Genomic DNA, 13,332 nt, shown 5'->3' on the forward strand with positions numbered 1-13,332 from the left:
GTAGGATGAAGGGAGGGTTCCAGCTAGATGCTGATTACGCCATTGAGCAAACGCGGGCTGTCGGCAGTGGGAAAATCGCCATCGTTCCAGGTGAGGGACGAGAAATGGTTGGCGTTGGTCTCAAGCCAATCGAGTATGACGACTTCCTCATCATGGCCGCCCGCGTGGCCGCGATAGATGAGCAATGAGAGCAACCCACCCGGCTTCAGAAGCTGAAGGCAGGCGTCTAGCGCACTGCGAGTTGTAGCTGCTGTCGTGATGATTTGTTTGTCCGAGCCAGGTAGGTAGCCAAGATTGAAAACAATCGCTTGGACGTGCCCTTGCCAGTCTTGGGGGGCCAGTGAAAGCAGGTTTGCATGGTCGCCTTCGGTCAAGATGACACGGTCGAGTAGGCTGGCGATGGTCAAGCGTTGCTGTGTGGTGGACAATGCAGTTGCCTGCCGGTCAATGGCGAGCACGCGGCCCGCTGACCCGACTAGTCGCGCGAGTAGCAGCGTGTCGTGACCGTTGCCCGCCGTGGCGTCTATCGCGTAGTCTCCTGCCTGAATCGTATCACTGAGTTGGGTGTGAGCGACTTGCGTTAAACGGGCCATGGCAAATTGAAATCAAAAGGGGGGGCTACTTTTTGCGGCGAGGAGGATTAAGGCCGAAGTTGCAGTCAGGGGGGAGGGGGGTATCGCTGGTCAGGTGGTCCGCAAAGCGTTGAGCCAGCCAGGGGATGAAGACATTGCCCTTGGAGCCGAAGCCGTTGAAGACGCCAATGCGAGGATGATCAGGGTGCCAGCCTGCACGCGGTATGTGGTCGCCGGCTGCACAACGAATGCCTGCACGATGACCGGTGACGCTCAGCTCGTGCGTGGGTAACGTCGCTTCGACCTGATGAAGTATTTCGTCGCGTCCGGTGGGCGTGGTTTCGAGATCGGTTTTGCCGCGGCCATAGGTCGAACCACACCAGGCACTTCCGTCGGGCTGAGGAATGATCCACTTGCCGCGATTTACAGGATGCGTGGGAAAGGGTTGGTCTGACTTGAGGGTGAGAATCTCGCCTTTGTTGGGCTGGAAATTAAATTCTCGAAAGAAGGGATTCTCCAAGATGCGCCAGCCCTCGGCGAAGATGATCCGCTCGGCCGTTTGATCGCGCCAACGGACTTCATTTTCGGTGACAACGAATTCGGCGTGATCGAACTCTGCATCGCAAAGTATGTCGTGTTCGCGGAAGTATGTCTGGAGGTAATCGAGCAGTGGATTTGTTTCGACGTAGCCACTGTGGTTGATGAACAAGCCTCCGTGATCATCGTTGAGCGGCGCATTTTCGCTGGGTGCCATGAACTCACCAAGGTAAGGCGTAAAGCGTTCGTCGGCTTGTCGCTTTTCAAGGTAGTCGTGTTCCTTCTCACTGGCAACCAAGCGCAGGATGGGTGCGGGACGAAAAAACACACGTCCGAACTGCTCCGCCATCTCGTCAAAAAACTGTCGTGCGACTGGCAAGCAGTCCTCGATCCGCCAAGCTAGAGTGAGGCGCTGCCCCTGGACGGGATTAACCATGCCAGCGGCGACTCGCGAAGAACTCGTGCGATGACCGTCATCTATGATGCGCACGGTGTGCCCACGTTGGTGAAGTTCCCACGCCAACACGCTGCCAGCCATACCTTGACCGACAATGATTGTATTAGTCATGAAACGGATAATCCTTTGGCCCATCCAGTGCTCGCCGTAAAGCCGATTTGCTTCATCGGCTTCTGGCGAGCACGGAGATTCAGTGGCCTAGCGATAGAGATATGGCTCGGTGCCCAGTGTGCCACGTAGTTGATTGATACGACCAGGGCTACGATAAATAGCCAAGGTTTCACGGGCGTGCTCAAGGCTAGCATGGAGGTCGAGTTGCTGCGCACCTTGGTCTTCGCCGGCGTGCTTTTCAATCTCGGCCTTGAGATAGGCGTTGTGCCGTTCCCACAGGTTCACTTCCACTTGCTGACGGCAGGCTAGACGGGCTTGATACCAGTCGCTCTCCATCATGGCTTTGCGGGAGAAGAGATCGCGAATTTCTGGATCGGCGAGTGTTTTTCCCTCGTATTCGCCGTCGCGCATAATGTGAAGCAGGGCCTTCAGCGGCGGACAAGCGCCGTCGATGGAACCATCCTCAAAATACAGTGCGGACACGCGTTCGTGGGTGGCCAGAATGTTATCCATGCCGTCTGCGTATAGATCAAGGCCTTGCAGTTCTGGCTTGAGCATTTCATCGGTTAGCACAGCGGCTGGGTTACCGAATACGCGGCCAAAGTAATGGCGAACAAAGCGAGCCGTGATGCGGTAGCCGAGGACACTTGAGCGTACCGTTTTGCCATTGAATTCCACATCGGGCACAGCTTCGAGCATACCATCGGAAATGAGCGCTTCTGGGTCGCGTTCACGTGGCTTCATGCGGCTCCAAACCTCGGGCACGAGTAGCGAAATGTCGTGGTCCACACGGTTTTTCGGGCCGACGTAACCTGCCGCAGTGATGAAGGGCTGGTAGCCAGTCAGAACGAAGGACACGAGCGCGTTGTTGAGGTCAACAATTGGTGGCAGGGCATTGAATGGCCCCTTGGTGAGTGCGCCTTCGGAACCGGCTCCAGTCGTCGATGGGCTCTTGCCTGTCATCGACGAAATAATCTCCATGAAGAACTCTGGCAGTGGGAGATAATGGATTGGGTTGAAAACCGCGAGTGAGCGAACACCATCTTGCGGTGGATTGTTGCGACGGCCTGGCAGCACGGCGTTGACCGGCATGGGCACGCCTTGCTCTTCACCGATTCGGCGGAATAAACGCACGCCAACTTCGCCCAAGTAGAAATTACGCGGGTCAACGAGGTCGTCGCGGTCTTGCAAGTAACGTGGGTTTTTGGTCGGCGCGCCATCGACGATGCGCGGGTTGGAATTGATGACCATGTACTGGCTACGCTCATCGGCGAGACAGGCCTTGATGGCCTCTTGCATCGGTTCGGTATATTGCTCGAAGCGGATGGCGTCTTCGGTCAGATCCGTGATGAACTCACGGCTGAGTGGTTCGTAGTTGGAGAAGAAATTGCCCGCTTTGGACATATCCAACTCCGTGCGCTTGTCGTAGCCGCGATGGATTGCATCATCCGGACGTTGGAAGAGGCGGAACTCGCAGTTTTCGATGAACTTGACCGAGGGGTTGCTGTAGCGCTGATTGAGATTTGGGATGACATCCGTTGGCATAACGACAGCTGCGGAAATATCGTCCTCAGTCTGAAGCTTCGCGGCGGGATTGAAATCCTTACGTAGGCCAAAGATGCGCCATGAGCCGTCTTCGTTGTAGCCGATGCGCAAATATTGGGTGACCAAGCGCATTTCCTTGTATTTAAGCCAGTTGCCAGAGGAACCGTTGACGCTGTCCACACTGAAACGGCTGCGCCAGTCGCCCTCCCAGTCTTCTTTGTAGAAGCGCTTGAGGATAAAGACGAATTCTTTGATGTAGAAGGGAATGTCCCGCAGCCACGCATTGTATTCGTCGGTGTATTCTGGAGCGGGTGTGAGTAGCTTGATTACGGAGCCCAGCGTGCGCTCGTTACTGAGGACTTTACGACCGTTCGGGCGATTTTTCGAATCGTCTTTGAACCGCATGCCGTATTCCTTGGCAATGATTTCTCCCACGCGGGCAAAGTCTGCCTCGAAATCGGCGACAATGACCGGTGCGTAGATAATAGCGTCGGAAATGGACTTGGAGATTTCCGACTTGCCGCCGCCGGAGACCGTGCAGGGTTTGTGGCAGAAGGTGCCTTCGGCAGTCGTGCCAACGAGGCGCCAGCGTCGACCTTCGGTTGCGGGGCGGAGCATCTCAATCTTGTAACCCGATGGCATCACGTAAGTGATGTGGGGGCGGAGGCGCATGCATACGCGGCCATCGCTTTTGCCCCAGCACACGGTTTGCTCGGCCAGCGAAATTTCGGTATCCTCGGGCACGTAATGAATGTCCGGATATTCCTTATCGATGGCGAAGCCCTCGGGTTGCCGGACAGCCCGGTCACCCAGCAATTGCATTGCCTGCTCGAAGGAATGGTCGAGCTCGGGGATGTATTTGGCCAAGCGGAATTCTTCGCCCAAGTCGTAGCTTGGGAACGCGATGGCACCGCCAGCGTGTTCTTCTTCAGCCAAGCCATATAAATTGGCGGCAAAGCTGATCTGAGTCTTCACCTCCTTTTTGCAATAGCCAAAATAGTTGTCTGCAATGATGGTGACAATAACGCCGCTGGCGTCACGAGCGGTTAGCTTGAACGCTGAGCCGCCGTTGTAGAGTTCGTCATCTTTGCTCCAGCACATACCTTGGCGCTTTTGGAGCTCGGTGGCTTCATCGATATGAGGCAGGCCAAGTTCTTTCTTGGTTTTGGTTATCAGGTGCGGGGCGAGGATTACGCAGCCAGTATGGCCAGTCCAGTGGCGCACGTCGACGGCAGCGTCGTTTTCTGGAAGAAACGGATCGCCTGCATTGCCGAAAATACTTTCCACAAAGTCGAGATTGCTGACGAGGTTACCGGGCGCAAAAAAGCGTACTTCGTAGCGTTTTTCCGAGATAATGCCCTCCACGCCGGGGCATACAACGGGACGCATGAGTAGGGATGCCCAGACTTCGGCGGGCTTAGGCAATTCTGAGGTGAAGGGAAGTTGCTTGAGCTCGGAGGGCGGGTTGAGCGCCTCGGTTAGCATACGGGCAAATGTGAGCTTCGGCACCGAAAGCTTGTCTGCTGGAATTGGCAAACCGCCTTCGGCGACGTGGAAGACACCCTTGGTCGTGCGACGATCATTCTTCGGGTTGTGGAGCACGCCGTTGTGGACGCGGTAGCTCTTGATGATATCCGAGGAAAATTCGTCCTTGTCTGGTGGCATGCAGAGCACACGGGCGAGGCCATGGCGGTCCAGACAAAGCGTGCTGTGAGGCAGGCGAGGGCGGGGCTCCGTTTCGGGCAAATCAGCAAGATATTTATCGATGAAATTCTGGGCGCGTTGGTCAACCGGGCTCAAGTGACCGGCCAAAAGGCGGGTCTGCTCCTGGTATTGCGCTAGCAGGCCTTTGGCCAAGCGCATGAAAGGGTAATTTGCCTCCTCTCCAACGATGGGCTGCTTGAGGCCCGCGAGTTTCAGATTGGCGTACTCAATCAGAAAGGGGTCGCGAGATACAGCGCGGCGTTCGTCGTTCGGCATTAGTCCAATAGCGGTTTCCAGATTCATTACGGCAGTGGTTATTATTCGTGTTTTTTAAAGGTCGCTAACTACCTCAATAGCAAAAAGAGGGCCAACAGTGAGGACAATGTTTTTCGCCCAAAGTATGCAGCTTGATCCTTTTGCTTTAAATTTTCTAATATTACGAAACGAATGAATAAGCATATTGAATCAATGGCAACTCGTTTCGATAAGTTTTTTTTTGCCAGCGATTATTATTGCGGTATCTGAATTTTCGGTAATTATTGAAAATCAAGATGGAAACAACAAAACCAGTGATGACAGAGCTAGAGCAGGCGAGAGAAGATTTCGTCCGCCAATGGGGAGCCATGGGTAGCGCCTGGGGCATCAATCGCACCATGGCCATGATTCACGCTTTGTTGATGACGAATCCTGAGCCAATGAACACCGACCAGATCATGGAGAAGATCCAGATCAGCCGGGGAAACGCCAACGCGAATCTTCGCGAGTTGGTGGGTTGGGGGCTGCTGCGTCCAGTCGCTGTCATGGGCGAGCGTAAGGACTATTATGAGGCAGAAAAGGACGTCTGGAAGATGTTTTGCGCGATCACGCGTGAGCGTAAGCGTCGCGAAATCGAGCCAGCAATGGCGGTGATCAGCGATTGCGCCGCACGCACGGACAAACTGAAAACCGCTGAGGCCAAGGAGTTCACCAAGATGATGCGTGACTTGGGAGACTTTGTTGCCGCCGCCTCTACGGTAATGGATCGAATCTCTCGATCTGAACGCAGTAAAGTCGTTCCCGCCGCGCTGAAGCTCTTCGGCTAAGAAACAACGTTCAACCTAGAAAGATAAATGCCATGGACATAATTTTCAGAATTAATCGAAATTACAATAACATCGCTGCGCCGCTTGCTGCTAAGACGAAGCGCAATGTGCGACCTGGTCGTCGTCGGCTCGGCCATGCGCTGGGTAACTTCGCTGGCGGCAATACGCTGACGTTTTATTTTAATTTAATTTTCAGATAATACCGAAAATACGAAATCTATAATGCGACCATTTGGTCACCTTAAACAACCACGAACATGAATCCACTCATCATCACTTACGCGCTTTACCTGCCGATCAGCATTGGGCTGACGGTGTGGGTTGGCAGAACACTTCACCGCCACGGCCGGATATTTCTTGTCGACGCCTGCGCTGGTAATCAAGAACTGGCGGACAGCATTAACCATTTGCTGATCGTTGGCTTTTACTTGGTCAATTTTGGCTTCGTGACGCTTTACTTGCGTTATGGGATGCGGCCCGAAACGACGGCCGAGATATTCGAGGCTCTCAGCGCGCGCATTGGCGTGGTGCTGCTGGTGCTTGGCGGCATGCACTTCTTCAACCTGTATCTGTTTAACCGGATGCGCAAGCGGGCCCAGCTTTGGGGCGCGCCGCCTCCGGTTCCCCCTACCGGGCAGATACACGCAACTGGAGCTGGGGACTAATGGACACGCAACCTAAGATTGACGAACTCACGGTTTTCTTTGATGCCGATTGCCAAATTTGCCGTCGGGCGCATCGGTGGATCGCCCGACAGCCCAAGTTTGTGCGGATCAAATTCCTGCCTCTTCAAACGGAGAACCTGGTCGAGCGGTTTCCGGGCATTGACCAGTTCGACCTGCGGGAAGAACTGACGGTGCTGGGGCCGCAGGGGCAAATTTGGCAAGGGCTGGACGGCTGGCTAATGGTGCTCTGGGCGCTGGAAGTCTGGCGTGGGCGAGCAATTGAATTTGCGCAACCACATTGGCGACCGTTGGCGAGGCGATTGATTGTCGAGCTCTCGAACAATCGCTATCGGTTGTCGAGCCTACTAAGCAATGGCGACGAAGACGACCTGCGGGAGGTGCTTGCCCAACCCGCGCCAAGCTGTGCCCAAGACAACTGCGAATTGAAAGTTAATCCTTAAGCACCACGAAAAATGAATGCGCTAACGACTACCGTCGCGCCACATCAGTTGGCCGTTGAGCGTCTCGCCGAGGAGGGCGGGCCGTTGCTGCGGGCAGCGTGGCACGATGTGCTGATGATGCACTTCGCGATTGCGGCGGAAGACTTGCAGCCGCACACGCCGTTTCCTCTGGATACGTTTGAGGGAACGGCTGTGGTTACGCTGGTGGCCTTTCACATGGAAGACCTGCGAGTCGATGCTTGGCCGGGTGCGCCACACTGGTTGCTGGGCCCGGCTGAGCACGCCTTTTTGAATGTGCGGACATACGTGCGTGTCGGCAACGAACTGGGGATTTATTTTCTCGCGGAATATGTTCCCAAACTACTCGCTCGGGTGGCTGGCCCGATGACCTATGGCCTGCCTTATCAGTTCACTACGATTCGTTATGCGCATGATACACGCAATCGGCGTTTTGGCGGGCGACTGGGCTTTCGGATCGGGATTGAATTCGACGCTGACTATGCCTTGGCTGCCGAGACGACCGACCCCGGGAGCTTCGAAGAATTCGTGCTTGAGCGTTACAATGCCTACACGCGGCGATTGGGGCAGGCACTACGATTCCGAGTCGAGCATCCACCATGGCGAATGCACCGTGCTCGCCTGCAATATTGGCATGATGCGATGCTTCACGCCGATCAGCCCTTCTGGCCAAATGCGCGTTACATCGGCGCTCACTTCACGCCTGGCTTCGACGACGTGGCCATGGGTGCGCCTCAGCGAATTACTGCTTAGATACCGCGGACGGCACCAATGCTAATGCGAACCGACAGCGTCGACCTCAACCAAGAGGCCATTGATGTCTGACTCGGAAATATTTGGCAAATTGTCTGACGTGAAAAGTGCTTCGTCAAGGGGCAGGTTTAGCCGGCTTTTGAGGACTTTAAAGACTGATATCGTGCCGGTTTCCAGATTGGTCATCACGGCGAAGCGTGGGCGCACGGTCGAACCATCTACGTTTGGCGAACGATATTCGTAGGCCTGTAATTCCTTGACGGGGTCGCTGCCATCCTCGCTGAAAAACTCGATTTTGCGGACCTCAAAGCTGATGGGGTCCAAGTAAATTTTACGGTAGGCGTATTGGCTTCCTTCGACTTCGCTCGGCTTGGCTAGGATGACGGCGCAGACTTCGCCTTGGGCGACGGCGTCGGGTAGGCGTTCATAGTTGTAGTTGCTGGGCGTTTCGCGAATCAGGTCTTCGTAGGCGAAATCCGAGCCCAGGAAATTGCCGGACATACCGGTGCCAATTTGCACGGGCTTACCTTGAGCGGGCAGGTAAAGATATTGATCGGTGTTGCCGTTATTGACATTCGTTAGGACGCTAACGCCCTCCACGTCTTTGGGGACCAAGAGGCGGATCAGGTAGTCATAGCCGCCATTCCCGTCTTTCCGAGTTACGGCGAGCAAACGCTTTTTAATGATGTTTTCGGTGGGTGTTTCGGTTTCGAAAGTCTTCAGCTCAATAAACGCCAGCTCGGCGTCCACGGTCTGTGTTTCCGCGTAGCGGTTCATTAATTGCGGACCATCCAGTTTGGAGGCGTCATTCGCTTGCAGGGCGAATGGCGACAGTATGAATGCCAAAGACAGTTTAAAACTCGGTTTGATCATAGTTGTGCAAGAGATTCAGAATGAGTGCACTTTATAGGGATGTAGCCTGACAGAGGCCAGATAATTGATACATCCGGGGTTTACTGATTAATGATTTTGTAAACAAAACGACCCGCAGAGTTCTTGCGGGTCGTGGGAGTAAATATTTGCGAACTTGCTTTAGCTTCGTTTACGCCGCCAAGCGACTAAACCCAGCAAGCTAATGCCAAGCAGAAGCGCATAAGTTGAGGGCTCGGGAATGGCATTGACTTGCACGTTGTCGATATCGAGGTAGCCAGCGATGCTGGCCCACGAGTCAGTGCGGATGCGGAAGTCCACATTGGACTGGCCATCAAGGATGGAGCCAAAGTCAATCGTGGCAATGGTCCAATCTGGGTTGTAAGTTTCACCTTCAGCGAAGTCGACCCAAGAGCCGTCGTCGATACGGTAGTCGATCTCGAGATTGGAGTCCCAAGTGAAGACGTTGTCGCTGCGGTAGGCGAAGGAGAGGCTGGCATCGGTCAGGCCAGTGAAGTCGAAATTAGCCATCTCAAACGCTCCATCAAAATAGACCGAGCCAGCGCGGAAGAAACCGACGGCTCGATTGGTCGCTGACGGTGGTGGCAGTATATTTTCTGTTGTGCCCCCGATGCCGGGTTGGATCTCGCCAATGAAGCCTGCGCTAAACTCCACGAAACTGGTGGAAATGCTGCCTGCTTGTGTGCCTTGGCTGGGGGGGAGCTTGCCGCTGACGGTGCTGGAGTCCATGTCCCAATAGGCTTGGACAATGGCTTGTGCGGAGCTAGCGGCTAACAATGAGAATGCTGCGACTGGCAGTGCGATGGTTTTCATAGGACGATACGAGCATTAGAGTTTGGATATATTCCCGATAATTACGATCTTAATTTTAGCCAGTAAAAAACGGGTTTCAACCAGTCCGTCGGTAACGGTGCTCAATAAACCCATGATCAAGATAAATAATGGTGTGATAGAGTCAGCGAAATGGCATCAACCACTATGATGAAAAGGACGGATGAAATTTCACATGATGAAACGTGTAACTACAGGAGAATAGAAACTGTTTTAGCACACGATGATGGTAGCAATTTTGCTAATGACTCGTCGTATCTACAAAGATATTGCTCTTTTTTCTAAGGCCTAATCTTGACGTTGATCGGCATTCCCTTCATCTTTTGATACTCGTATACTACATCCCAACTACCTGCTACATGGATACACTAACACCTGAAAAGGCTCACCGCCATTTCGCCGCTGAGGCGTTTAATCAATGCTGGGAGTTCATGAATCTCCCTGTCCGTACACCTGAGGAAAATCGCCGTATGATTCGCGCGGCTGAAACTTCGTTTTGGCATTGGCAATTCGCCCCTGAACGTACTCCGCAAAATGATGCTGTCAGCTACTGGCAACTATCACGTGTCTATGCACTGACTGGAGACGTGACCACGGGGATTCATTATGCTCAGTTAGGCATTACTACAGCTCAAGAGCACAAGCTGAGCGCTTTCTATCTAGGCTATGCTTGGGAGTCTGCGGCGCGCGCTTACTTGTTGGCGGGAATGGCCTCAAAGGGCCAGGAAGCGCTCCACAAAGCTAGGACTGCGGCGTTCCGTGTGAAAGACCTGGCTGATAAAGCAGCGCTCGAATTGGACTTGATGAACCTTAGCCCAATGAATGAGACTGTTGGTTCCGCGATTGCGTGAACCATTATGCCTGATCCCGTTTTTACCATAAAGCCTAAGACCCTCGTTGAAACGCTTGTTGCGCCCTCGTCGGCTCATCAATACGACGATGGCGCTTGGTTTCTCGATTTTGGTCGGTCGGCTTTTGGCACGCTCATCGTACCGGGCAATGGCCGGGTAACGGTCCATCTGGGTGAAACGTTGACGAGTGAGGGCAGGGTGGATCGTGCGCCGCCGGGCAAGATTCGCTATCGTCGGATCGAACAGGATCTCGCTACAGCAGGCAGCCGGCTAATCATCCCGCCGGATGAGCGCAATACAGGGCCAGCAGCGATCCTGATGCCGCCTGAAATTGGTGAAGTGCTGCCGTTTCGCTATGCAGAGATCGAGGGCGTGCCCGATCTGGATATACAGGCGGTGCGGCAGGTCTTTGTCCATTATCCGTTCGACGACAATGCGGCGCATTTTGAGTCGTCCGACGATGCGCTGAATGCGGTCTGGGAGCTGTGTAAATACACAATAAAAGCCACGACCTTTTGCGGCGTTTATGTCGATGGTGACCGCGAGCGAATCGCCTACGAAGGCGATGCCTATGTGAACCAACTCGGCCATTACTGTGTCGATCAGGAATACGCGTTGGCTCGTTACACCCACGAATACCTGTTGCGGTTTTCGACTTGGCCGACGGACTGGCAACTCGTTTCGGTGATGATGGCGTGGGAGGATTATTGTTACACCGGCGACGCGCAGTCTCTAGAAGCATTTTATGATGTGCTCAAGGCCAAGACCCTCATCGGGCTAGCCCGCGAAGATGGCCTCATCAGCTCAGATGATCCGCGTTGTGACGCTGCTTTCGAGCGCACGCTCAATCTTTGGCATGAGCGCTACATCTTCGGGCACGGCCTCCGCGATTTGGTTGACTGGCCTCCTGGCTCATTCACCACCGGTGGCACGGGAGAACGCGACAATCACGAAATGCTTCCTATTAACACCGTTGTGAATGCCTACCATGCCTACGCTGTCGGGCTGATGGGGAACATCGCTCGTGCCCTTGGAAAGACAGAAGATGCCGTCCACTTTGAGGAACAACGACAGCGCGTGCTGGCGACGCTGAATCAATTGCTTTGGGACAATGATCGCGGCGTTTATGTTGATGGCGAAGGCTCTACTCATGCATCGCTGCATAGTAACGCCTTCATGCTCGCCTTCGATTTGGTCCCGCCAGAGCGACTTGCCTCTGTGGTCATGTTCGTAAAGTCTCGGGGCATGGCGTGTAGCGTCTATGGTGCGCAATTCCTATTGGAGGGTCTCTACAAAGCGGGCGAAGCCGATGCGGCGCTTTCCCTGATGACTACGACCGATGAGCGTGGGTGGATGAACATGATTGCGTCTGGCAGCACCATGACCTGGGAAGCTTGGGATTGGAAATATAAGAACAATCTGGACTGGAACCACGCTTGGGGCGCGGCCCCGGCTAACATCATTCCTCGCTGTCTAATGGGCGTTCAACCACTGGAGCCCGGTTGCCACCGGATGGGCATTCGCCCGCAGCCCGGATCGCTGGAGCGTGCTGCCATGAGGCACCCGACGCCGCTTGGTTCGCTGTGTGTGTCCTTTGAGCAACGCAGCGGCGAGCCGTTCCGTTTATTGGTTGAGGTTCCGCAGGGCATGACTGCACTTGTGACCTTGCCTACGGGGGAGGAGTTTACGGCGAAGGGTGCTGGCTCGCATCAGTTCCAGTCTGCGGTTTGACTCCGTTTGGCTGGTCACTAATACTTGTTCATTTATCAACCGCTACCATCAATCGCAAAGCGAATCCATTGCCATGTCCGAAGCTGTAAATCCGAATTTTCTCATCTCCTTCAAGCCCGCTGATATACCCGATCTTGCGACCTTTTGGTGCTTTGATCGGGCAGGGGAGTCCTTTGCCGCTCAGCAGGGTGAGCCTTACGTGCTGTCGGCTCAAGCTGGCCCGCTCAATACCGTTGACGACGAGGCTGCGCCCTTTGGAGGTACCGCAATCGAAATCAAGGAAGGCGATTGGCTCAATTGCCCGCGCAGCGAATGCCCGGCGCTGGACATTCATGGGCCAGGCGGTCAGTTGACCGTTGTTGCCTGGGTGAAGCGTCAGCCTTCGCAGCACAAAGGCTGCGAGTTTATTGCGGGGCAGTGGAATGAGACAAATTTAGGCCGCCAATACGGCCTTTTTCTCAATATCAGCGTCTGGCAGCAGCGTGATCAAGTCACGGGCCACCTGTCCAATGTTGGCGGGCCGACACCGGCCTATAAATACTGCATCGATGGCCCTGTTGGCGCGTCTCCCGTTCCTTGCGACGAATGGTCAGTGATTGCAATGAGCTATGACGGCAATACGGGCTATGCTTGGCTCAACGGCGTGCTCGATGCACGACCGGGCGTGAACCCTTACAGCTTGGCGGGTGGTTTACACGATGGCGGGCCGAACGGCTCGGACTTCACCGTGGGTGCCGTTGACCGCAGTGGCGAGCTCGGCAACTTTTATACCGGCCTGCTCGCGGGCTTAGCCGTCTATCGCCGCGCCTTAACTCCCGCCGAGATATTCGCCCTCGCGCAATTGTGACGGTTGTGAGGGACGGGACAGTGAAAATATTAATATAAATAAGAGCACTTTTTTGTTGTTAGGATTCGAGGTTTTCACCACAATGGGATTTTCGACATTAACCCAAATTGCCTATGGCTTTTCGCAAGACGATGGTTTTGCGGATGGCTTTTGTGTAATCATGGCTTAGTTGATACTTTTTGCCCCCCCCTTGGGACACCGAGGAGGCCCCCCCCCCCCCGAAGTCCGCGTTTCGTTGCCTTCGCGCTTTACACCGAAAACAAACCTCATTGAACT

General features: G+C 54.4%; 13 protein-coding genes. 8 read left to right on the top strand and 5 right to left on the bottom strand.

The window, feature by feature from the left end; translation table 11 throughout:
* Window positions 1-23: 23 nt before the first annotated feature.
* From mnmM to IE065_RS15275, 3 genes are all read right to left on the bottom strand, one after another.
* A complete protein-coding gene (gene mnmM / locus IE065_RS15265; protein ID WP_189516643.1) occupies window positions 24-593 on the bottom strand; it encodes a tRNA 5-(aminomethyl)-2-thiouridylate-methyltransferase MnmM in 570 nt (189 codons plus the stop codon).
* A gap of 25 nt (window positions 594-618) precedes the next feature.
* Window positions 619-1,677, bottom strand: a complete 1,059-nt coding sequence (locus IE065_RS15270) for an NAD(P)/FAD-dependent oxidoreductase (protein WP_189516644.1) — start codon at window positions 1,675-1,677, stop codon at window positions 619-621.
* 87 nt (window positions 1,678-1,764) lie between these two features.
* Window positions 1,765-5,229, bottom strand: a complete 3,465-nt coding sequence (locus tag IE065_RS15275; protein WP_200163304.1) for a PPi-type phosphoenolpyruvate carboxykinase family protein — start codon at window positions 5,227-5,229, stop codon at window positions 1,765-1,767.
* Between the two features lie 248 nt (window positions 5,230-5,477).
* On the opposite strand from IE065_RS15275, the gene IE065_RS15280 reads away from it, so the two are divergent.
* From IE065_RS15280 to IE065_RS15300, 5 genes are read left to right on the top strand one after another with little or no spacing between them, the layout of a single operon-like run.
* Window positions 5,478-6,008, top strand: a complete 531-nt coding sequence (locus IE065_RS15280) for a GbsR/MarR family transcriptional regulator (RefSeq protein WP_200163303.1) — start codon at window positions 5,478-5,480, stop codon at window positions 6,006-6,008.
* A 32-nt stretch (window positions 6,009-6,040) separates the two neighbouring features.
* A complete protein-coding gene (locus IE065_RS15285; protein ID WP_189516645.1) occupies window positions 6,041-6,208 on the top strand; it encodes a hypothetical protein in 168 nt (55 codons plus the stop codon).
* Between the two features lie 57 nt (window positions 6,209-6,265).
* On the top strand, window positions 6,266-6,673 hold the full coding sequence (locus IE065_RS15290; protein ID WP_189516646.1) for a hypothetical protein: 408 nt from the start codon (window positions 6,266-6,268) through the stop codon (window positions 6,671-6,673).
* Window positions 6,673-7,134, top strand: a complete 462-nt coding sequence (locus IE065_RS15295; RefSeq protein ID WP_189516647.1) for a thiol-disulfide oxidoreductase DCC family protein — start codon at window positions 6,673-6,675, stop codon at window positions 7,132-7,134. Before IE065_RS15290 ends, IE065_RS15295 begins: the two co-directional genes overlap by 1 nt.
* Before the next feature lie 12 nt (window positions 7,135-7,146).
* Window positions 7,147-7,905, top strand: a complete 759-nt coding sequence (locus IE065_RS15300) for a DUF2071 domain-containing protein (RefSeq protein ID WP_189516648.1) — start codon at window positions 7,147-7,149, stop codon at window positions 7,903-7,905.
* 21 nt (window positions 7,906-7,926) lie between these two features.
* Here IE065_RS15300 and IE065_RS15305 read toward each other — a convergent pair whose 3' ends face one another.
* Together IE065_RS15305 and IE065_RS15310 are read right to left on the bottom strand one after the other, a co-directional pair.
* Window positions 7,927-8,751 carry an outer membrane lipoprotein-sorting protein gene (locus IE065_RS15305; RefSeq protein WP_189516650.1) on the bottom strand — a complete coding sequence of 275 codons (825 nt, stop codon included), beginning with the start codon at window positions 8,749-8,751 and terminating at the stop codon, window positions 7,927-7,929.
* Between the two features lie 186 nt (window positions 8,752-8,937).
* A complete protein-coding gene (locus tag IE065_RS15310) occupies window positions 8,938-9,609 on the bottom strand; it encodes a PEP-CTERM sorting domain-containing protein (RefSeq protein WP_200163301.1) in 672 nt (223 codons plus the stop codon).
* 377 nt (window positions 9,610-9,986) lie between these two features.
* Between IE065_RS15310 and IE065_RS15315 the strand changes: the two genes are divergently transcribed.
* From IE065_RS15315 to IE065_RS15325, 3 genes are all read left to right on the top strand, one after another.
* The gene (locus IE065_RS15315) at window positions 9,987-10,478 is read left to right on the top strand and encodes a hypothetical protein (RefSeq protein WP_189516652.1); all 492 of its coding nucleotides are present in this window, start codon (window positions 9,987-9,989) and stop codon (window positions 10,476-10,478) included.
* A gap of 6 nt (window positions 10,479-10,484) precedes the next feature.
* Window positions 10,485-12,209: an alpha-L-rhamnosidase-related protein gene (locus tag IE065_RS15320; protein WP_189516654.1), complete on the top strand. Its 1,725-nt coding sequence runs from the start codon at window positions 10,485-10,487 to the stop codon at window positions 12,207-12,209.
* A gap of 73 nt (window positions 12,210-12,282) precedes the next feature.
* Window positions 12,283-13,056 carry a LamG domain-containing protein gene (locus tag IE065_RS15325; RefSeq protein WP_189516656.1) on the top strand — a complete coding sequence of 258 codons (774 nt, stop codon included), beginning with the start codon at window positions 12,283-12,285 and terminating at the stop codon, window positions 13,054-13,056.
* The last annotated feature ends 276 nt before the right edge of the window (window positions 13,057-13,332 follow it).

The organism is Cerasicoccus arenae (assembly GCF_014651635.1).
Taxonomy (GTDB): Bacteria; Verrucomicrobiota; Verrucomicrobiia; order Opitutales; family Cerasicoccaceae; genus Cerasicoccus; species Cerasicoccus arenae.

Coding starts and splice junctions, on each gene's coding strand:
- IE065_RS15270 (WP_189516644.1), bottom strand. CDS start 1,677: ATGACTAATACAATCATTGTCGGTCAAGGTATGGCTGGCAGCGTGTTG.
- IE065_RS15285 (WP_189516645.1), top strand. CDS start 6,041: ATGGACATAATTTTCAGAATTAATCGAAATTACAATAACATCGCTGCG.
- IE065_RS15320 (WP_189516654.1), top strand. CDS start 10,485: ATGCCTGATCCCGTTTTTACCATAAAGCCTAAGACCCTCGTTGAAACG.
- IE065_RS15275 (WP_200163304.1), bottom strand. CDS start 5,229: ATGAATCTGGAAACCGCTATTGGACTAATGCCGAACGACGAACGCCGC.
- IE065_RS15295 (WP_189516647.1), top strand. CDS start 6,673: ATGGACACGCAACCTAAGATTGACGAACTCACGGTTTTCTTTGATGCC.
- IE065_RS15325 (WP_189516656.1), top strand. CDS start 12,283: ATGTCCGAAGCTGTAAATCCGAATTTTCTCATCTCCTTCAAGCCCGCT.
- IE065_RS15315 (WP_189516652.1), top strand. CDS start 9,987: ATGGATACACTAACACCTGAAAAGGCTCACCGCCATTTCGCCGCTGAG.
- IE065_RS15300 (WP_189516648.1), top strand. CDS start 7,147: ATGAATGCGCTAACGACTACCGTCGCGCCACATCAGTTGGCCGTTGAG.
- mnmM (WP_189516643.1), bottom strand. CDS start 593: ATGGCCCGTTTAACGCAAGTCGCTCACACCCAACTCAGTGATACGATT.
- IE065_RS15310 (WP_200163301.1), bottom strand. CDS start 9,609: ATGAAAACCATCGCACTGCCAGTCGCAGCATTCTCATTGTTAGCCGCT.
- IE065_RS15290 (WP_189516646.1), top strand. CDS start 6,266: ATGAATCCACTCATCATCACTTACGCGCTTTACCTGCCGATCAGCATT.
- IE065_RS15280 (WP_200163303.1), top strand. CDS start 5,478: ATGGAAACAACAAAACCAGTGATGACAGAGCTAGAGCAGGCGAGAGAA.